This is a genomic window from Pseudomonas sp. NFX183, assembly GCF_047943075.1.
In the GTDB taxonomy this organism is placed as follows: domain Bacteria; phylum Pseudomonadota; class Gammaproteobacteria; order Pseudomonadales; family Pseudomonadaceae; genus Aquipseudomonas.
The window spans coordinates 2,071,231-2,095,506 of sequence record NZ_CP181333.1 but is presented as its reverse complement, the minus strand read 5'-3'; the positions used below and the strand labels follow the sequence as shown (position 1 = coordinate 2,095,506).

The following is a 24,276-nucleotide window of genomic DNA, read 5'->3' as shown; positions in this document are numbered from 1 at the left end:
ATGCTCAAGCAAGCACTCGCACACAACGGTTTGATCGCAATCCTGCGCGGTGTACGGCCGCACGAAGCTGAAGCGATCGGCCAAGTGCTCTATCAGGCCGGCTTTCGCGTGATCGAAGTTCCGCTCAATTCGCCGGACCCTTACACCAGCATCCGCACGCTGCGCGACAGCCTGCCCGCCGATTGCCTGATCGGCGCGGGCACCGTGTTGACGCCCGAGCAGGTCGAGCACGTCAAAGCCGCCGGTGGCCAAGTGATCGTCATGCCCCACAGCGATGCCAAGGTGCTACGCGCCGCGAAAGCGGCGGGCTTGTACCTGTCACCGGGTGTGGCCACGCCCACCGAAGCCTTCGCCGCCTTGGCCGAAGGCGCCGACGTACTGAAGCTGTTCCCGGCCGAGCAAATGGGCCCGGCCGTGATCAAGGCGTGGTTGGCGGTATTGCCGGCGGGCACATTGCTGCTGCCGGTCGGCGGCGTGACTCCGGACAACATGCAGGTGTATTTCGACGCAGGCGCCAAGGGCTTCGGCCTGGGGTCCGGGTTGTTCAAGCCGGGCATGTCTGTGGATCAAGTGGCGAGCAGTGCCCAGGCGTATGTCGCCGCCTGGAATGCGCTGAATTGATGGCCTGAAAAGAACGCAAGTTTTGCGCCCTCGGCGCTGCATCGACAAGAGAGATAAGAAGATGAAAATCACCAAACTGACCACCTTCATCGTCCCGCCGCGCTGGTGCTTCCTCAAGGTCGAAACCGACCAGGGCGTGACCGGCTGGGGTGAACCTGTGGTCGAGGGCCGCGCGCACACGGTGGCGGCGGCTGTTGAAGAACTTTCCGACTACCTGATCGGCAAAGACCCACGCAATATCGAAGACATCTGGACGGTGCTCTATCGCGGCGGCTTCTACCGAGGCGGTGCCGTGCACATGAGCGCCCTCGCCGGTATCGACCAGGCGCTGTGGGACATCAAGGGCAAGGCGCTTGGTGTGTCGGTCAGCGACCTGTTGGGCGGCCAGGTGCGTGACAAGATTCGCGTGTATTCATGGATCGGCGGCGACCGCCCCGCCGATACCGCGCGTGCCGCCAAAGAGGCCGTGGCCCGTGGTTTCACTGCCGTGAAAATGAACGGCACCGAGGAGCTGCAGTTTGTCGACAGTTTCGACAAAGTCGACCTGGCCCTGGCCAACGTTGCCGCCGTGCGCGATGCGGTGGGCCCGAACGTCGGCATTGGCGTCGACTTCCATGGCCGGGTGCACAAGCCCATGGCCAAGGTGCTGATGAAAGAACTCGACCCTTACAAACTGATGTTTATCGAAGAGCCGGTGCTCAGCGAAAACTACGAAGCGCTCAAAGAACTGGCGCCGTTGACCAGCACGCCGATTGCGCTGGGCGAGCGCCTGTTCTCACGGTGGGACTTCAAGCGCGTGCTCAGCGAAGGTTACGTCGACATCATCCAGCCGGACGCCTCCCACGCCGGCGGCATCACCGAAACCCGCAAGATCGCCAACATGGCCGAAGCCTACGACGTGGCCCTGGCCCTGCACTGCCCGCTGGGCCCGATTGCATTGGCGGCCTGTCTGCAACTGGACGCGGTTTGCTACAACGCGTTTATCCAGGAGCAAAGCCTGGGCATTCACTACAACGAGAGCAACGACCTGCTCGACTATGTGCGAGACCCGGGCGTGTTCGATTATGACAAAGGCTTTGTGAAAATCCCCAACGGGCCAGGCCTGGGCATCGAGATCAACGAGGAATACGTGATCGAGCGCGCGGCTATCGGCCACCGCTGGCGCAACCCGATCTGGCGGCATGCCGACGGCAGCTTTGCCGAGTGGTGATCAGCCCCTGACGAAATCGGACACAAAATGTGGGAGGGGGCTTGCCCCCGATAGCGGTGTATCAGTTGATGCATTCGGTGACTGGCACTCCTCATCGGGGGCAAGCCCCCTCCTACCTTTGGTCCAGTAAGACCTGTCCTCAATAAACATAAGAAGAGGCAACCCCCATGCACCCTGAATCCTTCACCGGGCAGGCTTCTCTCGTCACGCCCAGCAGAAAGCGTTTCTTCATCATGGTGCTGCTGTTTATCACCGTGGTGATCAACTACCTCGACCGCAGCAACCTGTCGATTGCCGCCCCGGCGCTGACCAGCGAGCTGGGCATCGACCCGGTGCATGTCGGGCTGATCTTCTCGGCGTTCGGCTGGACCTACGCCGCCATGCAGATCCCGGGCGGCTGGTTGGTGGACCGCGTGCCGCCGCGCATTCTCTACACCGTGGCCTTGCTGCTGTGGTCGATTGCCACCGTGATGCTTGGTTTTGCCGCCAGCTTTATCGCGCTGTTTGTGCTGCGCATGGCGGTCGGCGCGCTGGAAGCGCCGGCCTATCCGATCAACAGTCGCGTGGTCACCACCTGGTTTCCCGAGCGCGAGCGGGCCACGGCGATTGGCGTTTATACCTCCGGGCAGTTTGTCGGGCTGGCGTTTCTCACGCCGGTACTGGCCTGGCTGCAACACGCGTTCGGCTGGCACATGGTGTTTGTCGCCACCGGTGGCGTGGGCATTGTGTGGGCGTTGATCTGGTACGCGGTGTACCGCGAGCCGAAGGACTTCAAAGGCGCCAATGCGGCTGAAATCGAGCTGATCCGCGAAGGCGGCGGGCTGGTGGATATGCAGGCCAAGGCGGTCAAGGCGCCATTCAGTTGGGTCGACCTCGGGATCGTACTGAGCAAGCGCAAGCTGTGGGGCATCTACCTGGGGCAGTTTTGCCTGAACTCCACGTTGTGGTTTTTTCTGACGTGGTTCCCGACCTACCTGGTGAAATATCGCGGCATGGACTTCATCAAGTCGGGCTTGCTGGCGTCGCTGCCGTTTCTGGCGGCGTTTGTCGGCGTACTGTGTTCGGGGCTGTTTTCTGACTGGCTGATTCGACGCGGCACGTCGGTAGGCTTTGCGCGCAAGTTGCCGATTATTGGCGGGCTGCTGATTTCCACGGCGATCATTGGCGCCAACTATGTGGATTCGACGACGTGGGTGATTGCGTTTCTGGCGGTGGCGTTCTTTGGGAATGGCCTGGCGTCGATCACCTGGTCGCTGGTGTCGACCTTGGCGCCTGCGCGGCTGCTGGGGTTGACCGGTGGGGTGTTTAACTTTATCGGTAACTTGTCGGCGATTACGACGCCGATTGTGATTGGCTTTTTGGCCAGTGGTGATTCGTTTGCGCCGGCGATTACCTACATTGCGGTGCTGGCGCTGCTGGGCGCGCTGTCCTACGTGTTGCTTGTAGGCAAAGTCGAACGTATAGAACTGAAGGAATAGCCTGTGGCGAGCGACCCCTGTGGCGAGCGGGCTTGCCCCGCGTTGGGCTGCGCAGCAGCCCCATCAAGGCTACTGCGGTCTTTCAGGGAAACCCGCGTTATCCGGTTTTGGGGGCGCTTCGCACCCCAACGCGGGGCAAGCCCGCTCGCCACAGGTTAGTGTTAGTGCGAGGGATTAGTTAAGTACGCCGTCCAGAATCTCGTAGACGATGCCTGTGCCGACTGCAATCAAGACCACGTCCGGGCCGGAACGGCGCCATTCATAACCCGGGTAAACCGGCAGGCGTGCCAGGGCGCGGTTGTCCAGGCGTTCGCCGTAGTAGCCGCGTGGCAGTGGCTGGCCGCGGACCAGGCGTACATTCGGTGGCGGCGGTGCGCCACGGGCGAACTGGCCGTGGTTGTCGTGGATGATCTGCCGCACCGGGCCGAAGTCCTGAGGCGGGCCACGACGGTTGTTCTGCGGGCCACGATGGTCATCGCCGCGTTGCTCGTGCTGGCCTTGCGGGCCGCCACGGCCAGGGCCAGGACCATTGTCATCGCCCCGTTGGTCAGGTGGCGCGGCCTGCACCAAGGCACTCGCGCCGAGCATCAGCACGCCGAGACCAGCGATCAAGCGTTTAGGCATTTTCATGGGGTGTTTCCTCAGTACTGCACGAACAAAAAAGGGATTTCGAACCGGGTTCGAAATCCCTTGGTCTTGTCAGTTTAGGTACTGATTCGACAGTATGATTCCTCTGTATCAGGAACTTTACCTACTGCTACACGGCGTTTACTTACGGGCGTTGCGAACGCCTTCCGACAGCGCCGCGCACAAGGTCAACACGCCATCAATCGCCTGCTGATCATTTTTGGCAGTGGCGATGTGATCAATCAGCGCCGAACCGACCACCACACCGTCTGCCAGGCGCGCGATAGCGGCTGCCTGTTCCGGCGTGCGGATACCAAAGCCGATGCTGATCGGCAGGTCGGTATGCCGACGCAGGCGAGTCACGGCTTCTTCAACGTGCTCCAGGGTGGCCGCCCCGGCACCGGTCACACCGGCCACCGACACGTAGTACACAAAGCCGGAGCTGCCATTGAGCACGGTCGGCAGGCGTACGTCATCGGTGGTTGGCGTGGTCAGGCGGATAAAGTCGATGCCTGCTGCCTGGGCCGGGTCGCACAGCTCGCCGTTATGCTCAGGCGGCATGTCGACCACGATCAGGCCGTCTACGCCGGCTTCCTTGGCGTCGCTGATGAACTGCGGCACGCCATATTTGTGGATCGGGTTGAAGTAGCCCATCAACACCAGCGGCGTGTCGTTGTTGTCTTTGCGGAACTCGCGAACCATTTGCAGGGTTTTCGCCAGGTTCTGCTTGGCTTCCAGCGCGCGGATGTTAGCCAGTTGAATCGCCGGGCCGTCGGCCATCGGGTCGGTGAAGGGCATGCCCAGCTCGATCACGTCGGCGCCAGCTGCCGGCAAGCCTTTGAGGATCGCCAGCGAGGTGTCATAACCCGGGTCGCCGGCGGTGACGAAGGTCACCAGGGCGGCGCGGTTTTGTTCTTTGAGTTGCGCAAAACGGGTTTGCAGGCGGCTCATCAGTGTTTCTCCTGCTTCGACTGTTGCATATGGTGCATCACGGTTTGCATGTCTTTGTCGCCACGGCCGGAAAGGTTGACCACCATCAGGTGATCTTTCGGCAGGTTCGGTGCGCGTTTGAACACTTCAGCCAAGGCGTGGGCGCTTTCCAGTGCAGGAATAATCCCTTCCAGGCGGCAGCATGTGTGGAACGCATCGAGGGCTTCGTCGTCGGTCACCGAGGTGTACTGGACGCGGCCGATGTCATGCAACCAGGCGTGTTCAGGGCCGATGCCCGGGTAGTCGAGGCCGGCGGAAATCGAGTGGGCGTCAATGATCTGGCCGTCGTCATCCTGCAGCAGGAAGGTGCGGTTGCCGTGCAGTACGCCGGGCACGCCGCCGTTGAGGCTGGCGGCATGTTTGCCGGTTTCGATGCCGTGGCCGGCCGCTTCAACGCCGATGATCTCGACGCTGGTGTCATCCAGGAACGGGTGGAACAGGCCCATGGCGTTGGAACCGCCGCCGATGCACGCCACCAGGCTGTCCGGCAGGCGGCCTTCCTGGGCTTGCAGTTGGTCGCGGGTTTCTTTGCCGATCACGGCCTGGAAGTCGCGCACCATCGCCGGGTAGGGGTGTGGGCCGGCGACGGTGCCGATCAGGTAGAAGGTATCGTCGACGTTGGTCACCCAGTCACGCAGGGCTTCGTTCATCGCATCTTTGAGGGTGCCGGTGCCGGCGACCACCGGGATCACTTCGGCGCCCAGCAGCTTCATGCGGAACACGTTGGCCTGCTGGCGCTCGATGTCGGTGGTGCCCATGTAGATCACGCAGTCGAGGCCAAAACGCGCGGCCACGGTGGCGGTGGCCACGCCGTGCATGCCGGCGCCGGTCTCGGCGATGATGCGTTTCTTGCCCATGCGCCGCGCCAGCAGGATCTGGCCGATGCAGTTGTTGATCTTGTGCGCGCCAGTGTGGTTGAGCTCTTCGCGCTTGAGGTAAATCTTGGCGCCGCCGCAGAATTCAGTCAGGCGCTCAGCGAAATACAGCGGGCTTGGACGTCCGACGTAGTCGCGTTGGAAGTAGGCTAATTCTTCGTTGAATGCCGGATCGATCTTGGCGGCTTCGTATTCGCGGGCCAGGTCGAGGATCAACGGCATCAGGGTTTCAGCGACGTAGCGGCCGCCGAACGCGCCAAACAAGCCGTTGGCGTCTGGGCCGTTGCGTAGATCGGTCTGGGACTGAGTCATGGGGCGCTCCGGTAAAGAATGTGAGGAGAGGCAATGAGGCCCACTCTACCCCTGACACGCTACGCTGAAAACCGATAAGATCGCCGCAACCTGTCAGGAAAACTCACAGATGAGCCGAGACCTACCACCCCTCAATGCCTTGCGTGCATTTGAAGCCACCGCCCGGCTCAACAGCGTTAGCCAGGCTGCCGAGCAGCTCCATGTGACCCACGGCGCCGTCAGCCGCCAGTTGAAGGTGCTCGAAGAGCATTTGGGTGTCAGCCTGTTCGCCAAAGAGGGACGCGGCCTTAAACTCACAGATGCCGGCGTTCGGCTACGCGATGCCAGCGCAGAGGCGTTCGAACGTTTGAGGGATGTGTGTGCCGAGCTGACCCAGGCCAGCGCCGATGCGCCGTTCGTGCTGGGCTGCTCGGGCAGTTTGTTGGCGCGCTGGTTGATCCCGCGCCTGGGCCGCTTGAACGCCGACCTGCCGGACTTGCGCCTGCACCTGTCAGCAGGTGACGGCGATCTTGACCCCAGGCGTCCCGGCCTCGACGCCCTGTTGGTGTTCGCTGAGCCGCCGTGGCCGGCGGACATGCAGGTATACGAGTTGGCCAGCGAGCGCATTGGCCCGGTGATGAGCCCGCGCTTTGCCGGTTACGAGCGTTTGCGCCAGGCCCCGGCGCAAGCCTTGTGTGGCGAAGCCTTGTTGCACACCACCTCGCGCCCGCAAGCCTGGCCTAGTTGGGCGCAGCAATACGGCATTGCACCCGGCGCGTTGAAACACGGCCAGGGGTTTGAGCATTTGTATTATTTGCTGGAGGCAGCGGTGGCAGGGCTTGGGGTGGCAATTGCGCCAGAACCGCTGGTGGCAGAGGACCTGCGCGCGGGTCGCCTGGTGGCGCCATGGGGTTTCAGCGAAACCCCGGCGCACCTGGCGCTGTGGCTACCCAAGCGCGCCGCAGACGGGCGCGCGGGTCAACTGGCGCAGTGGCTCAAGGCAGAGCTGTTGCGCCAGCCGGTGTAGCCGGTGTTTCAGTCGCCGCGTTTGCACAGCAGGTAAGCCGCCAGCAGACCCAGCGCGCCAACGGCGACGCCGGCGGTAGTCCATGGGTGCTCTTGTGCGTAGTCCCGGGTTGCAACACCGGTTTCGCGGATTTTGACTTTGCTTTCTTCGTAGGCATCGCTGATTAGATGACGGGAGTGCTTGAGGGCATTCTCGGCATTGCTTTTCAGGGCCTTCAGCGTTTTGCGCGACTCGTCGGACGCATCGTCCTTAAGGCTCTCAAGGGACTTGAGAAGGCTCGAAATCTCGGCTTCCATGCTTTCCAGCGACGCTTTGCGTAAAGAAGTGTTGGCCATGTGGACTCTCCTGAAGTGATTGAGTGGCATGTGTAGATACCGACTCCAGCGTTTTCAGAAAGTGCAGTAAATCTGAACTTTTGAGTGGGAATAGTCGCCAGAAGCAGTACGAACATTGACTGCTACGCTCACTAAAGACCTCAGGAGAAACGCCATGTCTGATCATCACACGTACAAGAAAGTCGAATTGGTGGGTTCGTCGGCGACCAGCATCGAAGACGCCATCAACAACGCCATCGCCGAAGCGAACAAAAGCATCAAGCACCTGGAATGGTTCGAAGTGACTGAAACCCGTGGTCACATCAAGGACGGCAAGGCCGCGCACTTCCAGGTCACGCTCAAGGTGGGGTTCCGAATCGCCAGTAGTTGATCACGTCGGTTGAACTTTGCCGACTGGCCGATTGCCATAACCTGCGCTACAACCAATGGGTGCCGATGCGAAAGCGTCGGCACGCTCTTTTCGATCAGCGCAAGGAAAGTAACGGATGAAGAAGTTCCTGTTAGCGGTAGGTTTGTTGAGCATTGCGGGCACAGCCCTGGCGGCGGGCAAGCCTTGTGAAGAGCTGAAAAGCGAAATCGCAGCGAAAATCGACGCCAAGGGCGCCTCGGGTTACTCGCTGGAGGTAGTAGACAAAGGCGCGGCACCCAGCGACCACACAGTCGTCGGTAGCTGCGAAGCCGGCACCAAGGAAATCGTCTACAAGCGCGGTTAACCCCTTGCTCCAGACATAAAAAACGACGCACAGGTGCGTCGTTTTTTTTTGCCTGCGGATGTTAGCCCTTCATCAACTGCGCCAGCAGCTCGTAGGAATGAATCCGGTCGGCGTGCTCGTACAGGTCGCAGGTAAAGATCAGCTCATCGGCACCAGTCTGCTCAACCAGCACGTCCAGTTTTGCGCGGATCTTCGCCGGGCTGCCGACCATGGCCAGGCCGAGGAAGCTGCCGACCGCGTCTTTTTCATGGGGCAGCCACAGGCCGTCCATAGTCTTGACCGGCGGACGTTGCACCAGGCTTTGCCCGCGCATCAGCGCGAGGATGCGCTGGTACACCGAGGTGGCCAGGTAATCGGCCTGCTCGTCGGTATCGGCGGCCACCAGCGGGATGCCAAGCATCACGTAGGGCTTGTCCAATACGGCTGAAGGCTTGAAGTGATTGCGGTACACGCGAATAGCTTCATGCATCAGGCGGGGTGCGAAATGCGAGGCGAAGGCGTAGGGCAAACCGCGCTCACCGGCCAATTGCGCGCTGAACAAACTGGAGCCGAGCAACCACACGGGCACATTGGTTCCGGTGCCCGGCACGGCAATAACCCGTTGATCCGGCGTGCGTGGGCCCAGGTAAGCCATCAGCTCGGCCACATCATCAGGGAAGTCGTCGGCGCTGCCCGAGCGTTCGCGACGCAGGGCGCGGGCGGTCATCTGATCAGAACCCGGCGCGCGGCCCAGTCCCAGGTCGATCCGGCCCGGATACAGGCTTTCCAGGGTGCCGAACTGCTCAGCGATCACCAGCGGTGCATGGTTGGGCAGCATTACGCCGCCGGAGCCGACACGAATGGTTGAGGTGCCACCGGCCAGGTAGCCGAGCAATACCGAGGTGGCAGAGCTGGCGATGCCATCCATGTTGTGGTGTTCGGCCACCCAGAAACGGTTATAGCCAAACTTTTCCACGTGCTGGGCCAAGTCCAGGGAATTGCGCAATGACTGCGCCGGGCTGCCATTGGCGCGCACGGGCACCAGGTCCAGGGTCGAGAATTTCACGTCGGACAGCGATTTCATAAGCCTGCTTCTCCAATAGGTGCGCAGGCTTATAGACGAACCAAAACCTGCCGCTTCATGTGCATGTTCTATGCAATGAGGGCATATACCCGAGATTCAATAGTAGCTAGGGAAATTTCCTACTGGAATGCTAGGTTTCTCCGACAAGATGAACTTTGCCAGAGCTTCTATCCTCAGAACCTTACTGAAGCAAAACCACCGTTCGAGGAGACCGCTATGAGTATCGTTAAAAAAGCATCCGCGCATTGGGAAGGTGATCTGAAGACAGGCCTGGGTTCCATTTCCACTGAAACCGGCGTATTGCGCGAAGCGCCCTACGGCTTCAAGGCCCGTTTCGAAGGCGGCAAGGGCACAAACCCTGAGGAGCTGATTGGTGCGGCGCACGCCGGCTGTTTCTCCATGGCGTTTTCGATGATTCTGGGCGACGCCGGCCTCAAGGCTGACAGCATCGACACCCAGGCTGAAGTGACGCTGGACCAAGTGGAAGGCGGCTTCGCAATTACTGCTGTGCATTTGGTATTGAAAGCCAAGATCCCGGGCGCAAGCCAGGCGCAGTTCGACGAACTGAGCAAAAAGGCTAAGGAAGGCTGCCCGGTGTCCAAGGTGCTGAACGCCAAGATCAGCCTGGATGCCACGCTCGTCAGCTAATGCGGTCTGCTTAACCGCGTAGATCCAGTGTGGGAGCGGGTTTGTGTGGGAGCCGGGCTTGCCCGCGATAGGCACACCTCGGTTTTGCAGTTGCACCGAGGCGCTGCCATCGCAGGCGAGCCAGCTCCCACACACGCCCGCTCCCACATTTAGTTCTGCTTTAAATCAGAACTCGTATTTCCCCTATGTGGTCCTATAGCCTATGCAGCTAGGCGCACACTCGTGCGCATGCATTCAGGGAGCTTCACACATGAAACGTTTTGCCTTGGCGATCATCTGCGGTGTTTTGGCCACTTCGGCCGTGGCCGCTCCAAAAGATTGTGAAGAGCTTAGAAAAGAGATCGAGGTCAAGATCCAGGCTAACGCCGTGCCGTCCTACACCTTGGAAATCGTCAGCAAGGAAGAAGCCGACAAGCATGACAGCGCCATGGTCGTCGGCAGCTGTGAAAACGGCACCAAAGCCATCGTTTATCAGAAGAACAACGACTGATCAGATGCAGTTCACGCTGCGCTCCTGCGCCAGCAACTGACGCGCTGAGTTATACAGCCGAATGTTGGGCGTGAAGGCCAGCGAGCGCCCTTCCAGCACATAGCGCTGGCCTGCCTGGAAATTGTCGTACTGCAGGGTCATGAAACAGGTGCGGTCGTGCGTCTGGTCCAGCCCGCCAAAGCCTGTACCCGTGTTCACCTCGAAATCAAAGCGCACCATCAGCTCGTGGCTGCCGGGTGGCACTTGGAAAAAACGCCCGTCATTCAGATTCTTGCCGTCCAGGCGCTGGGCCATCACCAGTTTGGCGCCGGGTGTCGGGGTGGCGAAGTCGACCCAGGCCTGATGCGGATCCACTGGGGGAATCGGCGTAGAAGCACAGGCGCTGAGAAACAGGACGGTGACAGGTAGCAGGAGCTGGCGCATGGCAGGCACTCAACGGTAGGAAGGAATTGAGCCCGGCGCCGATGGCAGCAGACTCCTCATGAGTATAAACACGCCAGGCCATGGAAAAATTCCGTGCAGGCAGGATAGGCTGGCGAGCAAATTACCCAGGAGCAGTCGGAGCATGTTGAGGCGTTTTCTTCCAGGGTTAATGGTGGTGCTGCTCAGCGGCTGCTCAAGTGTCAGTTATTACAGCCAGCTCGCCAGCGGCCAATGGCAATTGCTGCGGGCCCGTGAGCCGGTTGCCGAGGTGATTGCCGACCCTTCTCGCCCACAGGTATTGCGTGAGCACTTGGTGCAGTCGCAAAAAGCCCGCACGTTCGCCAGTGAGCACCTGCACTTGCCCGACAACCAGAGTTACAGGTTGTACGCGGACATTGGCCGGCCATACGTAGTCTGGAATGTATTCGCTACGACGGAATTTTCCCTCTCTCCCGAAACCCATTGCTTCCCGATTGCCGGATGCGTCGCCTATCGCGGTTATTACAACCAGGGCGCGGCGCGCGGTGAGGCGGCGTTGCTGCAGCAACAAGGCATGGACGTGTCGATTGGTGGCGTCGAGGCCTATTCCACCTTGGGGTGGTTCAACGACCCGATCATGAATTCGATGATGAACTGGGGCGATGAGCGCCTGGCCACGCTGATTTTTCATGAGCTGGCGCACCAGCGTTTTTATGTGAAGGACGACACCGAGTTCAACGAGTCGTATGCCAACTTCGTCGAGCAGGAAGGCACTCGTCAATGGCGTGCGGCGCGGGGCTTGGCGCCTCTGAGCGATGCGGCGTTGCAGCAGCGTGATCAATTTATCCGAATGGTGCTGGATACCCGTAAACGCCTGGAAAAGCTTTACGCACAGCCCTTGGCAGTTGACGTGATGCGCCAGGCCAAGGCGGCGGAATTCGAGCGTTTGCGCAGCGATTACCGGCAAATGCGCGATAGCCAGTGGGGAGGTGATAAACGTTACGACGTGTGGATCAACCAGCCGATGAACAACGCGCGGTTGCTGCCGTTTGGGCTGTATGACCAATGGGTGCCGGCGTTTGCGGCGTTGTTTGCGCAGGAAGGTGGGGACTGGGTGAAGTTCTTTGCGGCGGTGGAGAAGATGGGTGGCTTGCCGGTGGAGCAGCGTAAGGCGGCGTTGCGGCGGTTGGAGGGTGGCGGCCGTTAGGGCCTCATCGCAGGCAAGCCAGCTCCCACACTTGACCCAGTTTCAACATGAGAATGCGGTCGAATGTGGGAGCTGGCTTGCCTGCGATAGCGGCATCAGCCGCGCCTCATGAACGCCTGATGCATCTGCGCCAGCGTCTCAAAATGCCAGGTCGGCGCCTCGGCATTCAACTCTTCAAAACTGCCAAACCCATACCCCACCGCCGCTGAATCCAGCCCATTGCTGCGCGCGCCGATCAGGTCATGCTTGCGGTCCCCGATCATCAACGTGGTCGCCGGGTCCAGGCCCTCTTCATTCATCAAGTGCGCAATCAACTCAACCTTGTTGGTGCGTGTGCCGTCCAGTTCGCTGCCGTAGATCACCTTGAAGTGCTTGGCAAAATCAAAGTGCCGGGCAATCTCGCGGGCGAATACCCACGGCTTGGACGTGGCCACATACAGCTGTCGGCCTTGGCCATTCAGTTCCTCAAGCAACGGCATGACGCCGTCGAATACGCGGTTTTCATACAGGCCGGTGACCTTGAAGCGTTCGCGATAAAAATTCACCGCTTCCCAGGCCTTGGCCTCATCGAAGCCATAGAACTGCATGAAGGCTTGCAGCAATGGCGGGCCGATAAAGTGTTCCAGCTTGGTCAAGTCGGGTTCATCAATGCCGAGTTTGCCGAGGGCGTACTGGATCGAACGGGTGATGCCCTCGCGCGGGTCGGTCAGGGTGCCGTCCAGGTCGAACAGCACGGTGGAGTAGTTCAGGGTCATCGGTCGAATCCTTGCGCCAGGTGCAGGTCTTTGAGCTTCACGTAGTTCGCGGCGCTGTAGGTGAAAAAGGCACGCTCTTTGTCAGTCAATGGGCGGATCTGTTTAACCGGGCTGCCCACGTACAAAAAACCGCTCTCCAGTTTCTTGCCCGGCGGCACCAGGCTGCCAGCGCCGATGATCACGTCGTCCTCCACCACGGCGCCGTCCATCACGATGCTGCCCATGCCGATCAGGATGCGGTTGCCCACCGTGCAGCCATGCAGCATGACCTTGTGGGCGATGGTTACGTCATCGCCGATCAGCAGCGGGAAGCCGTCCGGGTTGAACGGCCCGGCATGGGTGATGTGCAACACGCAGCCGTCCTGCACGCTGGTGCGCGCACCGATGCGGATGCGGTGCATGTCGCCGCGAATCACCGTCAGCGGCCAAACCGAGCTGTCGGCGCCGATTTCGACATCGCCGATCACCACCGCCGAAATATCGACAAAAGCCCCGGCGCCCAGGGTTGGCGTGTGGTTCTGATAGGTGCGAAGGGTCACGATAGCCTCTCTCTCTTCTGCTGATAGCTGCGGTGGGTGTTGATTGTAATTAAGATGGCCCCATCTTTGTTCTTACAAGTTTCTTCAGCCAAGGTGCCCACCGTGAGCGCGAACAACCCTCTTCTGCAGTCCTACGACCTGCCGCCGTTCTCGGCGATCCGTGCCGAGCACGTGCAACCGGCCATCGAACAGATCCTCGCCGACAACCGTGTTGCCATCGAAGGCATCCTGCAAAGCCAGGGTAAAAATCCTACATGGGCCGGCCTGGTGCTGGCGATGGATGAACTGAATGATCGCCTGGGCGCCGCCTGGAGCCCGGTCAGCCACCTCAATGCCGTATGCAACAGCGCTGAACTGCGCGAGGCCTACGAGGCTTGCCTGCCGGCATTGAGCGCCTACTCCACCGAAATGGGCCAGAACCGTGCACTGTTCCAGGCCTTCGAAGCCTTGGCCAACAGCCCCGAAGCTGCCGGTTTCGACGTGGCGCAAAAGACTATCCTTGAGCACTCGCTGCGCGACTTTCGCCTGTCGGGTATCGATTTGCCGCCTGAGCAGCAAAAGCGCTACGCCGAAGTGCAGAGCAAGCTCTCCGAGCTGGGCAGCAAATTTTCCAACCAACTGTTGGATGCCACCCAGGCCTGGACCAAGCACGTTACCGATGAAGCCACCCTCGCCGGTCTGACCGATTCGGCCAAGGCGCAAATGGCCGCCGCCGCCCAGGCCAAAGGCCTCGATGGCTGGCTGATCACCCTGGAATTCCCCAGCTACTACGCGGTGATGACCTACGCCCACGACCGCGCCCTGCGCGAAGAGGTCTACGCGGCCTACTGCACCCGCGCGTCGGACCAAGGCCCGAATGCCGGTAAGAATGATAACGGCCCGGTGATGGAACAGATCCTCGACCTGCGTCAGGAGCTGGCCCAACTGCTGGGCTATGCGTCGTTCTCCGAGCTGAGCCTGGCCACCAAAATGGCCGAGTCCAGCGACCAGGTGCTGAGCTTCCTGCGCGACCTGGCCAAGCGCAGCAAGCCGTTTGCCGCCCAGGACCTGCAACAGCTCAAGGCATATGCCGCCGAACAAGGTTGTGCGGATCTGCAAAGCTGGGACAGTGGTTTCTACGGCGAAAAACTCCGCGAGCAGCGCTACAGCGTGTCCCAGGAAGCCCTGCGCGCCTACTTCCCGATCGACAAAGTATTGGGCGGCCTGTTTGCCATCGTCCAGCGCCTGTACGGCATCGAGATCGCCGAGCAAAAAGGTTTCGACACTTGGCACCCGGACGTTCGCCTGTTCGAAATCAAGGAAAACGGCCAGCACGTCGGCCGCTTCTTCTTCGACCTGTACGCCCGCGCCAACAAGCGTGGCGGCGCCTGGATGGACGGCGCGCGTGACCGTCGCCGCACGGTTGACGGCGTGCTGCAAAGCCCGGTGGCTAACCTGGTGTGCAACTTCACCCCGGCCGACAGCGGCAAGCCTGCCCTGCTGACCCACGATGAAGTGACCACGCTGTTCCACGAATTCGGCCACGGCCTGCATCACCTGCTGACCCGTGTCGAACACGCCGGCGTCTCCGGCATCAACGGCGTGGCCTGGGATGCGGTGGAATTGCCGAGCCAGTTCATGGAGAACTGGTGCTGGGAGCCGGAAGGCCTGGCACTGATCTCCGGTCACTATGAAACCGGCGAGCCGCTGCCCCAGGACCTGCTGGAAAAAATGCTCGCGGCGAAGAACTTCCAGTCCGGCCTGATGATGGTGCGCCAGCTTGAGTTCTCGCTGTTCGACTTCGAACTGCATGCCACCCACGGCGATGGCCGCAGCGTTGCGCAAGTGCTTGAAGGCGTGCGCGATGAGGTCTCGGTGATGCGCCCACCGGCGTACAACCGCTTCCCTAACAGCTTCGCGCACATCTTTGCCGGCGGGTACGCGGCGGGTTACTACAGCTACAAGTGGGCGGAAGTGCTGTCGGCGGATGCCTTCTCCAAGTTTGAAGAAGACGGCGTGCTGAACGCCGAGACCGGCCGCGCCTTCCGCGAAGCCATCCTGGCGCGCGGCGGTTCGCAGGCACCGATGGTGCTGTTCGTCGATTTCCGCGGACGTGCGCCGTCGATTGACGCACTCTTGCGCCACAGCGGCCTGAGTGAGGACGCGGCAGCATGAGCGAAGGGCCTGTGATTACCAAAAAGCAATTTATCGCCGGGGCGGTCTGCCCGGCGTGCAGCGAGCCGGACAAGTTGAAGATGTGGACTGAAGACAACGTGCCGCACCGCGAATGTGTGGCTTGCGGTTATACCGACACGTTGAATGACCAAGGTCTGTCGGTGCCCAAGGAGTTGGGCACGCGGGTTAATACATCGGCATTGAAAGCGCCGGACCCGAAGGTGCAGGCCGTGCAGTTTTTTCCCAATCCGAAGCTGAAAAAAGACTGACGCCCATCAGGGTGTCAGCACCAGTTCAGCGTCTTTTTTGGTGTCGACACGGCTGCTATTGGCCGTGTTGAGCCAACTGTTCATCGAGCACAGGGCAAACGCACTGGTGCTGCAATCGCCATTCGCCAAGGCCGTACGCAACTTGTCGACATCGGCTTTCATCATGTAGCGAACGCTGTCCCTGAAACCGTTGCTGGTACCAAAACCGCCCAGTGTCATTTCGTTCAGCGCATCTTCCTTGCTCCAGCCCTGGATCACCACGCGGTACATCGCCGCCATCAAACCTGTGCGGTCCGAGCCGTGTTTGCAGTGCATCAGCACCGGGCCTTTGGTTTCTGCATCCTGGATGGCCCTTAACGCCGCGAGTACGTCCGAATCGTCGACGTGATTGGTGCGATAAGTCAGCTGCACCTGTTTGATATCAGATGTCTTGAGCCACGTTGCATCAGATTCCGGCAGAAAGTTGATCACCGTGGCGATCTTCAGATCTTCCAATACGGGGAGCGCATTGCCGTTGGGCAGCGCGCTGCGATACAGCGTGGGCGTCATTTGGTGCAGATTGAACTGGTCCCCCACAGGCTGGGCCCATTCCGGTGAGCGTAGGGAGGAGGCGCCGTCCGCCTGGGCGTGCGCGGTGGCGAACAGGGCCAGAAGCGCCATGCCGAGGGCAGGCAGCAATCGAATCTCGAACATGCGCGTTGTAACCGAATAGGGAAATGGCTGATGGGCCAAAGATTCGCCTACGCGGGGTCAATGCGGCGTGAGGTACTCGTCAAAGAATCGTGAATACCGACCTGATCTGCTGTTTTTCTCGCTGAACCGATTTTCTCAATTCTTAGCCTGCTATCATTTGTAACTATTGTTTGCCACTGTGTTCTATCCCTTTGGATCCAATTTCCTGGCAAGCCTTCACGCTGCTCCCAGAAGCGGCTGATAAACCCGTGACCACATGATGAGGTGCACCTATGTCTGATCAAGATCAAGACAATCCCCGGCGTGATTTTTTGCGCAAATCCTTGACCTTGATCCCGGTGGTCACGGTTGCCAGCACCGGCTTTGGTGGCTCGATGCTGATGGCCACGCCGGAACCGGTGCAGGCTGCCGAGGCTAAGCCGCCGGTCAGCGACAAAGCCTACGAACCGAGCTATTTCACGGCTGAAGAGTGGGCGTTTCTCAACGCCGCCGTCGCGCGTTTGATTCCTGCTGATGCCCAGGGCCCTGGCGCCTTGGAGGCTGGTGCGCCGGAATACATCGACCGCCAGATGAACACGCCTTACGCCGCAGGCGCGCTGTGGTTCATGCAGGGCCCGTTCAACGCCGATGCGGCCCCGGAGATGGGCTGGCAGAGCAAGCTGGTGCCCAAGGACATTTATCGCCTGGGCATTGCAGCGACGGATGCGTGGTCGAAGGCGTTTAACGGCAAGGCCTTTGCCGCGCAAGACAGCGCTACCCAGGACGATATGCTGCGCCGCCTTGAAGCCGGCGGCAGCGAAGTGACTGCGCACTTTGAGACGGTGCCCGCAAAGATGTTCTTCAACCTGCTGCTGCAAAACACCAAGGAAGGATTCTTCTGCGACCCGATCCACGGCGGCAACAAAGGTATGGTCGGCTGGACCATGATCGGCTTCCCCGGCGCCCGCGCCGACTTTATGGACTGGGTTGAACGCAACGAGCAATACCCCTTCCCGGCTGTTTCCATTCGCGGCGAGAGGGCATAAACGTGGCGACCATTATGAAGAAAGTGGACGCGGTGATCGTGGGCTTCGGCTGGACCGGCGCGATTATGGCCAAGGAACTCACGGAAGCTGGCCTCAACGTGGTAGCGCTGGAGCGCGGCCCGATGCAGGACACCTACCCGGACGGCAACTATCCGCAGGTCATCGACGAATTGACCTACAGCGTGCGTAAAAAACTCTTTCAGGACATCTCCAAAGAAACGGTGACCATTCGCCATAGCGTGAATGACGTCGCCCTGCCCAACCGCCAGCTGGGTGCGTTTCTGCCGGGCAATGGCGTGGGCGGCGCGGGCCTGCACTGGTCGGGCGTGCACTTTCGTGTCGACCCTATCGAGTTGCGCATGCGCAGCCACTACGAAGAGCGCTACGGCAAAAACTTCATTCCCAAGGACATGACCATCCAGGACTTCGGCGTCAGCTACGAAGAGCTGGAACCGTTTTTCGACTACGCGGAAAAAGTCTTCGGCACCTCCGGCCAGGCCTGGACCGTAAAAGGTCAAGTGGTGGGCGAAGGCCGTGGTGGCAACCCGTACGCGCCGGATCGTTCCAACCCGTTCCCGTTGGAGTCGCAGAAAAACACCGTCTCCGCACAGCTGTTTCAGAAAGCGGCCGCCGAGGTTGGTTACAAACCCTACAACCTGCCGTCGGCCAATACGTCGGGGCCGTACACCAACCCCTACGGCGCACAGATGGGCCCGTGCAACTTCTGCGGTTTCTGCAGCGGCTACGTGTGCTACATGTACTCCAAGGCTTCGCCGAATGTGAACATCCTGCCGGCGCTGCGTCAGGTTCCGAACTTTGAGCTGCGGGCCAATTCCCACGTGCTCAAGGTCAACCTCGACAGCACCAAGAGCAAGGCCACCGGCGTGACCTATATCGACGCCCAGGGTCGCGAATGCGAGCAGCCGGCTGACCTGGTGATCATAGGCTCATTCCAGTTCAACAATGTGCGCCTCATGTTGCTCTCGGGTATCGGCAAACCCTACGACCCGATTACCAATGAGGGTGTGGTGGGCCGCAACTTCGCCTACCAGAACATGGGCACCATCAAAGCCTTCTTCGACAAGGACACCCACACCAATAACTTCATCGGTGCGGGCGGCAATGGCGTGGCCATTGATGATTTCAACGCGGATAACTTCGACCATGGGCCGCACGGCTTTGTCGGCGGTTCGCCGATGTGGGTCAACCAGGCCGGCAGCCGGCCGATTGCCGGTACGTCCAACCCGCCAGGCACGCCAGCGTGGGGCAGTGCCTGGAAGCGCGCGACCGCCGATTACTACACCCACCAGGTGTCGATGGACGCCCACGGTGCGCATCAATCCTACCGGGGCAACTACCTGGATCTGGACCCGGTGTACCGCGATGCCTACGGCCTGCCACTGCTGCGGATGACGTTCGACTGGCAAGAAAACGACATCAAGATGAACCGCTTCATGATGGAGAAAATGGGCAAGGTCGCCGAAGCGATGAACCCCAAGGCCATTGCTGTGCTCGGCAAAAAGGTCGGTGAGCACTTCAACACTGCGGCCTACCAGACCACCCACCTCAACGGCGGCGCGATCATGGGCACCGACCCGAAAACCAGTGCGTTGAACCGCTACCTGCAGAGCTGGGACGTACACAACGTGTTTGTCCCAGGCGCGTCAGCTTTCCCACAGGGCTTGGGCTATAACCCTACTGGCCTGGTGGCGGCACTGACCTATTGGTCGGCGCGAGCGATCCGCGAGCAGTACCTGAAAAACCCCGGCCCACTGGTTCAGGCATAAGGAGCGATGACCATGAAAGCACTTGTTATCGCCTCCCTGGCACTCTTGAGCAGCTGTTCGGTAAGCGCCGCTGAAACCGACCTGGTCAAGCAGGGCGAATACCTGGCCCGCGCCGGTGACTGCGTGGCCTGCCACACCGCCAAGGGTGGCAAACCCTTTGCCGGCGGGCTGCCGATGGAAACCCCGATCGGCGTGATCTACTCCACCAACATCACCCCGGACAAGACCGGCCTGGGCGACTACAGCTTCGAAGATTTCGACAAGGCCGTGCGCCATGGCGTCGCCAAGAACGGTAGTACGCTTTACCCGGCGATGCCCTACCCGTCTTACGCGCGTGTCAGCGACAGCGACATGCAGGCGTTGTATGCCTACTTCATGAAGGGTGTAGAGCCGGTCGCCCAAGAGAACAAAGACAGCGATATTCCTTGGCCCTTGAGCATGCGCTGGCCCTTGGCGGCCTGGCGCTGGATGTTTGCGCCGGCCGTTGAGGAGCATCCGGCACAACCGGCCGCCGACCCGGTGGTCAGCCGTGGCGCGTACCTGGTTGAAGGCTTGGGACATTGCGGCGCCTGCCACACGCCGCGCGCCCTGACCATGCAGGAAAAAGCCCTCAGCGCCACTGACGGCAACGCCTTCTTGTCGGGCAGCGCGCCGTTGGAAGGCTGGATCGCGAAAAGCCTGCGTGGCGATCACAAGGACGGCCTCGGCAGCTGGAGCGAGGACGAACTGGTGCAATTTCTCAAGACCGGCCGCAGTGATCGCAGCGCCGTGTTTGGCGGCATGAGCGATGTGGTGGTGCACAGCATGCAGTACATGTCGCAGGACGATCTGACTGCTATTGCCCGCTACCTCAAGAGCCTGCCGGCGGTGGATCCCAAGGATCAGCCGCATCAGTACGACAAACAGGTCGCCGAGGCGTTGTGGAAAGGTGACGACAGCAAGCCGGGCGCGTCGGTGTATATCGACAACTGCGCGGCGTGCCACCGTACCGACGGCCATGGCTATACGCGAGTGTTCCCGGCGCTGGCGGGTAACCCGGTGTTGCAAACGGCGGATGCCACGTCGCTGATCAACATTGTGTTGAATGGCGGCACCTTGCCGGCTACGCACACGGCACCGTCGACGTTTACCATGCCGGCGTTTGCCTGGCGGTTGTCGGACCAGGAAGTGGCGGATGTGGTCAGTTTCGTCCGCGGCAGCTGGGGCAACAAAGGCGCGCCGGTAAAAGCCAGCGACGTGGCGGACCTGCGCAAGAGCGATATGCGCACCACCTCGGGCGATGACCTGGGGCAAGTGACGCAAAAGCACTGACCGCCAGACGGCACTGGTCATAACCATCACGCCCCTTTACTGTATATAAAAACAGTATTGGGGCGTTTTCATGTCTACACCTTTACCGCCCCGTGGCCGGGGCACGGCCACCAACCTGCACAATCGCTTTGCGCCTACGGTCAGTGTGGCCGAGGACGACGGCTGGTTTCAGGAGGTGCCGCCGACCCAGGGCACCGAAGTGCGTATCGAAACGGCCAAAAGCATCATCACCCGCAATAACTCGCCGGACCTGCCGTTTGATCGCTCGATCAACCCCTATCGCGGCTGCGAGCACGGTTGCATCTACTGCTACGCGCGGCCCAGTCACGCTTACTGGGACATGTCGCCGGGGCTGGATTTCGAAACCAAGCTGATCGCCAAGACCAATGCCGCCCAGGTGCTGGAACAACAGCTGTCGAAGCCGGGTTATGTGTGTGCGCCGATCAATCTGGGCTCCAATACCGACCCCTACCAGCCCATCGAGCGCGAGTACAGGATCACCCGGCAGACCCTCGAAGTGCTGCTGCGCTACCGCCACCCGGTGACCATCATCACCAAGGGCTCGCTGATTTTGCGTGACCTCGACCTGCTGACCGAGCTGGCCCGGCAGCGGCTGGTGGCAGTGATGATCAGCCTCACGAGCCTGGACGATGAGCTCAAGCGCATTCTGGAACCGCGCACGGCGGCGCCCAAGGCACGGTTGCGGGCGATTCGGGTGATGCGCGAGGCAGGCATTCCGGTGGGCGTGTTGTGTTCACCGATGATTCCGATGATCAACGACAGCGAGCTGGAAAGCCTGCTGACCGAAGCCCACGCGGCGGGTGCGCAAAGTGCGGCCTACATGATGCTGCGTTTGCCACTGGAGGTGGCGCCGTTGTTCGAGGAGTGGCTGGCGGCGCATTACCCGCAGCGCGCGGCCCATGTGATGAGCCTGGTGCGCCAGGTGCGCGGCGGTGAGGTGTACGACAGCCGCTTCGGTGTGCGCATGCGGGGTGAGGGGCCGTTCGCCGATCTGCTGGCGCAGCGCTTCAGCAAGGCGATCAAGCGCCTGGGGCTTAATCGTCGGGAAGGGTTTAATCTGGATTGCACGGCGTTCTGCCCACCGGGCAGGCAGATGGCATTGTTGTAAACTGACCAAGAAGAGCGCGACATGCCTGTAGGAATAGTCGCGTTTTGACATCACTGAAACCCGCGATCTAGAGCGGTTCATTCAGTTTGAGTTAAGTTTCGGCGGTTACCTTGTTCTGCGAGTGACTGGTGGGTCGAAACCGTGGTCTTCAGCGTTTTACAACTAATCCACTGGCCCAGCGTCGAAATGACCTGAACACTCTCCCTGCATTAATCAAGAGGATGAATCATGAGTGACAAGGATAAACAGCCGTTGGCTGCGTCGGCTTCAGCCCCTCAGGTGGCCGAGTCCGCCGATGCAGCGCTAAAGCACATCGTTGACGGCTTTTTGCATTTCCATCACGACGTCTTCCCCCAGCAAGAAGAACTCTTCAAAAAACTCGCCACGGCCCAGAGCCCACGGGCGATGTTTATCACCTGTGCAGATTCGCGGATCGTGCCCGAGCTGATCACCCAAAGCTCCCCTGGCGACCTGTTCGTCACGCGTAACGTCGGCAACGTGGTGCCACCCTATGGACAGATGAACGGCGGCGTTTCCACGGCCATCGAGTACGCGGTTCTCGCCCTGGGCGTGCAGCACATTATCGTGTGCGGGCATTCCGACTGCGGCGCCATGCGCGCGGTACTCAACCCCCAGAGCCTGGAAAAAATGCCGACAGTCCGGGCTTGGCTGCGTCATGCCGAGGTCGCCAAGTCCATGGTTGAGGACAACTGCGACTGCGCCAATGAAGGCGAAAGCATGAAGGTGCTGACCGAAGAAAACGTCATCGCCCAGTTGCAGCATTTGCGCACCCACCCTTCCGTGGCCTCACGCATGGCCAATGGTCATTTGTTTATCCATGGCTGGATCTACAACATCGAGACCAGCGAAATCCGAGCCTACGATGCAGATCAGGCGGCATTTCGACCGCTGAGCGGCGACGGACCAATCCCTTGCGCGACGCCTAAAGCGCGCTTCTAAAACACTTCCCTGCCGGGTAATGCGGTGGCTGCCATGGATGCAGCCAGGCATTGCCGCGCCCGGCGAATGCCTTGGGAGAGTCAATATGCGTGCTGCTCAATTGAAAGCTGTATTGCCTCGGGAGCTGCTCGCGTCCGTGGTTGTGTTTCTGGTCGCCCTGCCCTTGTGCATGGGCATCGCGATTGCGTCTGGCATGCCGCCGGCCAAAGGGCTGATCACCGGGATCATCGGTGGCCTGGTGGTGGGTTGGCTGGCTGGATCGCCGCTGCAGGTCAGCGGGCCCGCCGCAGGTTTGGCAGTGTTGGTGTTCGAACTGGTGCGCCAGCACGGCATGATGATGCTCGGCCCCATCCTGTTGCTGGCGGGGTTCCTGCAATTGGTGGCCGGGCGATTGCGTCTGGGCTGCTGGTTTCGCGTCACGGCGCCGGCGGTGGTGTACGGCATGCTGGCGGGGATCGGCGTGCTGATTGTGCTCTCGCAGGTCCATGTGATGCTCGACGGCGCGCCCAAGCCTTCCGGGCTGGATAACCTGGCGGGCTTCCCGGCCGCGGTGGTTGAGGCGATACCAACCCTGGGCGCAGGCCTTGGCTGGCAAGCGGGTTTGCTGGGGCTGTCGACGATGCTGGTGATGTACCTGTGGGATAAATTGCGCCCGCAAAAACTGCGGTTTGTGCCAGGCGCCTTGTTGGGCGTGGGCTTGGCGACGGTCACCAGCCTGGTGCTGGCGTTGCAGGTCAAGCGTGTGGAAGTCCCGGAAAACCTTGCCGATGCCATTGACTGGCTACGCCCCAGCGACTTGCTGAACCTGGCCGATCCGCAACTGTTGATCGCCGCGTTCGCCGTGGCCTTTATCGCCAGCGCCGAAACCCTGCTGTCGGCTGCTGCGGTTGACCGCATGCACAGCGGCCAGCGCTCGGATTTCGACAAGGAATTGTCCGCTCAAGGTGTAGGCAACATGCTTTGTGGCCTGGTCGGCGCGCTGCCGATGACCGGCGTGATCGTGCGCAGCTCGGCCAACGTGCAGGCCGGTGCGACCACGCGCTTGTCGGCGATGTTCCACGGTGTATGGCTGCTGGGGTTCGTGCTGTTGCTGTCGAGCGTGCTGCAAAGCATCCCGGTGGCGAGCCTGGCGGGCGTGCTGGTGTACACCGGGATCAAGCTGGTGGACGTGAAAGCATTTCGCGCATTGGGCCGATACGGGCGGATGCCGATGTTCACCTATGCCGCGACGGCGCTGGCGATCATCTTTACCGACTTGCTGACCGGTGTACTGGTGGGCTTCGGGCTGACGTTGGTCAAGTTGGCCTTCAAGGCGTCGCGACTGAAAATCAGCCTGATCGACCTGCCCCAGGACGGTGAGATGGAGTTGCGCCTGACCGGTGCGGCGACCTTCCTGAAAGTGCCGGCACTGACCCAAGTGCTGTCGACGGTGCCCGCAGGGACCACGTTGCATGTGCCGCTGAGCAACTTGAGTTACATCGACCATTCCTGCCTGGAGTTGCTGGAGGAATGGGGCCGGGCCAATGCGGCCAAGGGCTCGCAACTGGTGATCGAGGCGCGCGGCCTGAAGCGCAGGCTTGAAGGCCGGGTGCGCACGACGGTGGGGATAGGTTCGGCACCGTCCACTAGCTGACGGAACCCAATCAAAAATGTGGGAGCGGGCTTGCTCGCGAAAGC

26 protein-coding genes are annotated in these 24,276 nt (G+C 60.7%); 17 read left to right on the top strand and 9 right to left on the bottom strand.

What is annotated here, in order from left to right; translation table 11 throughout:
* The 3 genes from ACM530_RS09640 to ACM530_RS09630 all read left to right on the top strand — a co-directional run bounded on the left by ACM530_RS09640 (nt 1) and on the right by ACM530_RS09630 (nt 3,309).
* Entirely contained in the window at nt 1-621 is a 621-nt protein-coding gene (locus ACM530_RS09640) for a 2-dehydro-3-deoxy-6-phosphogalactonate aldolase (RefSeq protein WP_145158462.1), read from the top strand.
* A 61-nt stretch (nt 622-682) separates the two neighbouring features.
* Entirely contained in the window at nt 683-1,831 is a 1,149-nt protein-coding gene (gene dgoD, locus ACM530_RS09635) for a galactonate dehydratase (RefSeq protein WP_416364665.1), read from the top strand.
* 167 nt (nt 1,832-1,998) lie between these two features.
* Nucleotides 1,999-3,309: an MFS transporter gene (locus tag ACM530_RS09630; RefSeq protein ID WP_106575998.1), complete on the top strand. Its 1,311-nt coding sequence runs from the start codon at nt 1,999-2,001 to the stop codon at nt 3,307-3,309.
* 174 nt (nt 3,310-3,483) lie between these two features.
* Here the strand turns inward: ACM530_RS09630 and ACM530_RS09625 are convergent, their stop codons facing one another.
* The 3 genes from ACM530_RS09625 to trpB all read right to left on the bottom strand — a co-directional run bounded on the left by ACM530_RS09625 (nt 3,484) and on the right by trpB (nt 6,113).
* On the bottom strand, nt 3,484-3,939 hold the full coding sequence (locus tag ACM530_RS09625; protein ID WP_262206846.1) for an RcnB family protein: 456 nt from the start codon (nt 3,937-3,939) through the stop codon (nt 3,484-3,486).
* Between the two features lie 138 nt (nt 3,940-4,077).
* Nucleotides 4,078-4,887, bottom strand: coding sequence for a tryptophan synthase subunit alpha (trpA, locus tag ACM530_RS09620; protein WP_119741286.1), 810 nt, complete (start codon nt 4,885-4,887; stop codon nt 4,078-4,080).
* The gene (trpB, locus tag ACM530_RS09615; RefSeq protein ID WP_262206847.1) at nt 4,887-6,113 is read right to left on the bottom strand and encodes a tryptophan synthase subunit beta; all 1,227 of its coding nucleotides are present in this window, start codon (nt 6,111-6,113) and stop codon (nt 4,887-4,889) included. The genes trpA and trpB overlap by 1 nt, the downstream gene beginning before the upstream one ends.
* 109 nt (nt 6,114-6,222) lie before the next feature.
* On the opposite strand from trpB, the gene ACM530_RS09610 reads away from it, so the two are divergent.
* Nucleotides 6,223-7,119, top strand: coding sequence for a LysR family transcriptional regulator (locus ACM530_RS09610; protein ID WP_145158470.1), 897 nt, complete (start codon nt 6,223-6,225; stop codon nt 7,117-7,119).
* 8 nt (nt 7,120-7,127) lie between these two features.
* On the opposite strand, the gene ACM530_RS09605 is transcribed toward ACM530_RS09610, so the two are convergent.
* Entirely contained in the window at nt 7,128-7,454 is a 327-nt protein-coding gene (locus tag ACM530_RS09605) for a DUF883 family protein (protein ID WP_003170746.1), read from the bottom strand.
* Nucleotides 7,455-7,608: 154 nt separating this feature from the next.
* Here ACM530_RS09605 and ACM530_RS09600 point away from each other — a divergent pair, with 154 nt between their 5' ends.
* Both ACM530_RS09600 and ACM530_RS09595 read left to right on the top strand, forming a co-directional pair.
* Entirely contained in the window at nt 7,609-7,824 is a 216-nt protein-coding gene (locus ACM530_RS09600; RefSeq protein ID WP_145158472.1) for a dodecin, read from the top strand.
* A gap of 115 nt (nt 7,825-7,939) precedes the next feature.
* Complete coding sequence (locus tag ACM530_RS09595) at nt 7,940-8,167, top strand: DUF1161 domain-containing protein (RefSeq protein ID WP_145158474.1); 228 nt, start codon at nt 7,940-7,942, stop codon at nt 8,165-8,167.
* 61 nt (nt 8,168-8,228) lie between these two features.
* Here the strand turns inward: ACM530_RS09595 and ACM530_RS09590 are convergent, their stop codons facing one another.
* Nucleotides 8,229-9,230 (bottom strand): LLM class flavin-dependent oxidoreductase, encoded by a 1,002-nt coding sequence (locus tag ACM530_RS09590; protein ID WP_106576004.1) that lies wholly within the window; start codon nt 9,228-9,230, stop codon nt 8,229-8,231.
* A 216-nt stretch (nt 9,231-9,446) separates the two neighbouring features.
* Between ACM530_RS09590 and ACM530_RS09585 the strand changes: the two genes are divergently transcribed.
* The gene (locus tag ACM530_RS09585) at nt 9,447-9,878 is read left to right on the top strand and encodes an OsmC family protein (protein WP_141156381.1); all 432 of its coding nucleotides are present in this window, start codon (nt 9,447-9,449) and stop codon (nt 9,876-9,878) included.
* A gap of 250 nt (nt 9,879-10,128) precedes the next feature.
* Nucleotides 10,129-10,368, top strand: coding sequence for a DUF1161 domain-containing protein (locus ACM530_RS09580; RefSeq protein WP_010207769.1), 240 nt, complete (start codon nt 10,129-10,131; stop codon nt 10,366-10,368).
* Here the strand turns inward: ACM530_RS09580 and ACM530_RS09575 are convergent, their stop codons facing one another.
* Entirely contained in the window at nt 10,369-10,791 is a 423-nt protein-coding gene (locus ACM530_RS09575) for a hypothetical protein (RefSeq protein WP_106576005.1), read from the bottom strand.
* Between the two features lie 142 nt (nt 10,792-10,933).
* On the opposite strand from ACM530_RS09575, the gene ACM530_RS09570 reads away from it, so the two are divergent.
* On the top strand, nt 10,934-11,977 hold the full coding sequence (locus ACM530_RS09570; protein WP_416364664.1) for an aminopeptidase: 1,044 nt from the start codon (nt 10,934-10,936) through the stop codon (nt 11,975-11,977).
* Between the two features lie 95 nt (nt 11,978-12,072).
* On the opposite strand, the gene ACM530_RS09565 is transcribed toward ACM530_RS09570, so the two are convergent.
* Both ACM530_RS09565 and ACM530_RS09560 read right to left on the bottom strand, forming a co-directional pair.
* Nucleotides 12,073-12,732, bottom strand: coding sequence for an HAD family hydrolase (locus ACM530_RS09565; RefSeq protein ID WP_145158478.1), 660 nt, complete (start codon nt 12,730-12,732; stop codon nt 12,073-12,075).
* Entirely contained in the window at nt 12,729-13,271 is a 543-nt protein-coding gene (locus ACM530_RS09560; protein ID WP_145158480.1) for a gamma carbonic anhydrase family protein, read from the bottom strand. Before ACM530_RS09560 ends, ACM530_RS09565 begins: the two co-directional genes overlap by 4 nt.
* A 102-nt stretch (nt 13,272-13,373) precedes the next feature.
* On the opposite strand from ACM530_RS09560, the gene prlC reads away from it, so the two are divergent.
* A complete protein-coding gene (prlC, locus tag ACM530_RS09555) occupies nt 13,374-15,425 on the top strand; it encodes an oligopeptidase A (protein WP_145158482.1) in 2,052 nt (683 codons plus the stop codon).
* On the top strand, nt 15,422-15,694 hold the full coding sequence (locus ACM530_RS09550; RefSeq protein ID WP_065902760.1) for a YheV family putative zinc ribbon protein: 273 nt from the start codon (nt 15,422-15,424) through the stop codon (nt 15,692-15,694). Before prlC ends, ACM530_RS09550 begins: the two co-directional genes overlap by 4 nt.
* A gap of 6 nt (nt 15,695-15,700) precedes the next feature.
* Here the strand turns inward: ACM530_RS09550 and ACM530_RS09545 are convergent, their stop codons facing one another.
* Entirely contained in the window at nt 15,701-16,387 is a 687-nt protein-coding gene (locus ACM530_RS09545; protein ID WP_262206851.1) for a dual specificity protein phosphatase family protein, read from the bottom strand.
* Nucleotides 16,388-16,659: 272 nt separating this feature from the next.
* On the opposite strand from ACM530_RS09545, the gene ACM530_RS09540 reads away from it, so the two are divergent.
* From ACM530_RS09540 to ACM530_RS09515, 6 genes are all read left to right on the top strand, one after another.
* Complete coding sequence (locus ACM530_RS09540; protein ID WP_119741302.1) at nt 16,660-17,412, top strand: gluconate 2-dehydrogenase subunit 3 family protein; 753 nt, start codon at nt 16,660-16,662, stop codon at nt 17,410-17,412.
* Nucleotides 17,413-17,414: 2 nt separating this feature from the next.
* On the top strand, nt 17,415-19,199 hold the full coding sequence (locus ACM530_RS09535) for a GMC family oxidoreductase (protein ID WP_145158488.1): 1,785 nt from the start codon (nt 17,415-17,417) through the stop codon (nt 19,197-19,199).
* A 12-nt stretch (nt 19,200-19,211) separates the two neighbouring features.
* The gene (locus tag ACM530_RS09530) at nt 19,212-20,510 is read left to right on the top strand and encodes a cytochrome c (protein WP_145158490.1); all 1,299 of its coding nucleotides are present in this window, start codon (nt 19,212-19,214) and stop codon (nt 20,508-20,510) included.
* Between the two features lie 70 nt (nt 20,511-20,580).
* Nucleotides 20,581-21,639, top strand: a complete 1,059-nt coding sequence (locus ACM530_RS09525) for a PA0069 family radical SAM protein (protein ID WP_178119645.1) — start codon at nt 20,581-20,583, stop codon at nt 21,637-21,639.
* Nucleotides 21,640-21,867: 228 nt separating this feature from the next.
* Entirely contained in the window at nt 21,868-22,599 is a 732-nt protein-coding gene (locus ACM530_RS09520) for a carbonic anhydrase (protein ID WP_106576015.1), read from the top strand.
* An 85-nt stretch (nt 22,600-22,684) separates the two neighbouring features.
* Nucleotides 22,685-24,232, top strand: a complete 1,548-nt coding sequence (locus ACM530_RS09515) for a SulP family inorganic anion transporter (RefSeq protein WP_262206854.1) — start codon at nt 22,685-22,687, stop codon at nt 24,230-24,232.
* Nucleotides 24,233-24,276: the final 44 nt, after the last annotated feature.

Bases quoted from the DNA above. Each gene is read 5' to 3' on its own strand.
- ACM530_RS09640 (WP_145158462.1), top strand. From the start codon at position 1: ATGCTCAAGCAAGCACTCGCACACAACGGTTTGATCGCAATCCTGCGC.
- dgoD (WP_416364665.1), top strand. From the start codon at position 683: ATGAAAATCACCAAACTGACCACCTTCATCGTCCCGCCGCGCTGGTGC.
- ACM530_RS09630 (WP_106575998.1), top strand. From the start codon at position 1,999: ATGCACCCTGAATCCTTCACCGGGCAGGCTTCTCTCGTCACGCCCAGC.
- ACM530_RS09625 (WP_262206846.1), bottom strand. From the start codon at position 3,939: ATGAAAATGCCTAAACGCTTGATCGCTGGTCTCGGCGTGCTGATGCTC.
- trpA (WP_119741286.1), bottom strand. From the start codon at position 4,887: ATGAGCCGCCTGCAAACCCGTTTTGCGCAACTCAAAGAACAAAACCGC.
- trpB (WP_262206847.1), bottom strand. From the start codon at position 6,113: ATGACTCAGTCCCAGACCGATCTACGCAACGGCCCAGACGCCAACGGC.
- ACM530_RS09610 (WP_145158470.1), top strand. From the start codon at position 6,223: ATGAGCCGAGACCTACCACCCCTCAATGCCTTGCGTGCATTTGAAGCC.
- ACM530_RS09605 (WP_003170746.1), bottom strand. From the start codon at position 7,454: ATGGCCAACACTTCTTTACGCAAAGCGTCGCTGGAAAGCATGGAAGCC.
- ACM530_RS09600 (WP_145158472.1), top strand. From the start codon at position 7,609: ATGTCTGATCATCACACGTACAAGAAAGTCGAATTGGTGGGTTCGTCG.
- ACM530_RS09595 (WP_145158474.1), top strand. From the start codon at position 7,940: ATGAAGAAGTTCCTGTTAGCGGTAGGTTTGTTGAGCATTGCGGGCACA.
- ACM530_RS09590 (WP_106576004.1), bottom strand. From the start codon at position 9,230: ATGAAATCGCTGTCCGACGTGAAATTCTCGACCCTGGACCTGGTGCCC.
- ACM530_RS09585 (WP_141156381.1), top strand. From the start codon at position 9,447: ATGAGTATCGTTAAAAAAGCATCCGCGCATTGGGAAGGTGATCTGAAG.
- ACM530_RS09580 (WP_010207769.1), top strand. From the start codon at position 10,129: ATGAAACGTTTTGCCTTGGCGATCATCTGCGGTGTTTTGGCCACTTCG.
- ACM530_RS09575 (WP_106576005.1), bottom strand. From the start codon at position 10,791: ATGCGCCAGCTCCTGCTACCTGTCACCGTCCTGTTTCTCAGCGCCTGT.
- ACM530_RS09570 (WP_416364664.1), top strand. From the start codon at position 10,934: ATGTTGAGGCGTTTTCTTCCAGGGTTAATGGTGGTGCTGCTCAGCGGC.
- ACM530_RS09565 (WP_145158478.1), bottom strand. From the start codon at position 12,732: ATGACCCTGAACTACTCCACCGTGCTGTTCGACCTGGACGGCACCCTG.
- ACM530_RS09550 (WP_065902760.1), top strand. From the start codon at position 15,422: ATGAGCGAAGGGCCTGTGATTACCAAAAAGCAATTTATCGCCGGGGCG.
- ACM530_RS09545 (WP_262206851.1), bottom strand. From the start codon at position 16,387: ATGTTCGAGATTCGATTGCTGCCTGCCCTCGGCATGGCGCTTCTGGCC.
- ACM530_RS09540 (WP_119741302.1), top strand. From the start codon at position 16,660: ATGTCTGATCAAGATCAAGACAATCCCCGGCGTGATTTTTTGCGCAAA.
- ACM530_RS09530 (WP_145158490.1), top strand. From the start codon at position 19,212: ATGAAAGCACTTGTTATCGCCTCCCTGGCACTCTTGAGCAGCTGTTCG.
- ACM530_RS09525 (WP_178119645.1), top strand. From the start codon at position 20,581: ATGTCTACACCTTTACCGCCCCGTGGCCGGGGCACGGCCACCAACCTG.
- ACM530_RS09520 (WP_106576015.1), top strand. From the start codon at position 21,868: ATGAGTGACAAGGATAAACAGCCGTTGGCTGCGTCGGCTTCAGCCCCT.
- ACM530_RS09515 (WP_262206854.1), top strand. From the start codon at position 22,685: ATGCGTGCTGCTCAATTGAAAGCTGTATTGCCTCGGGAGCTGCTCGCG.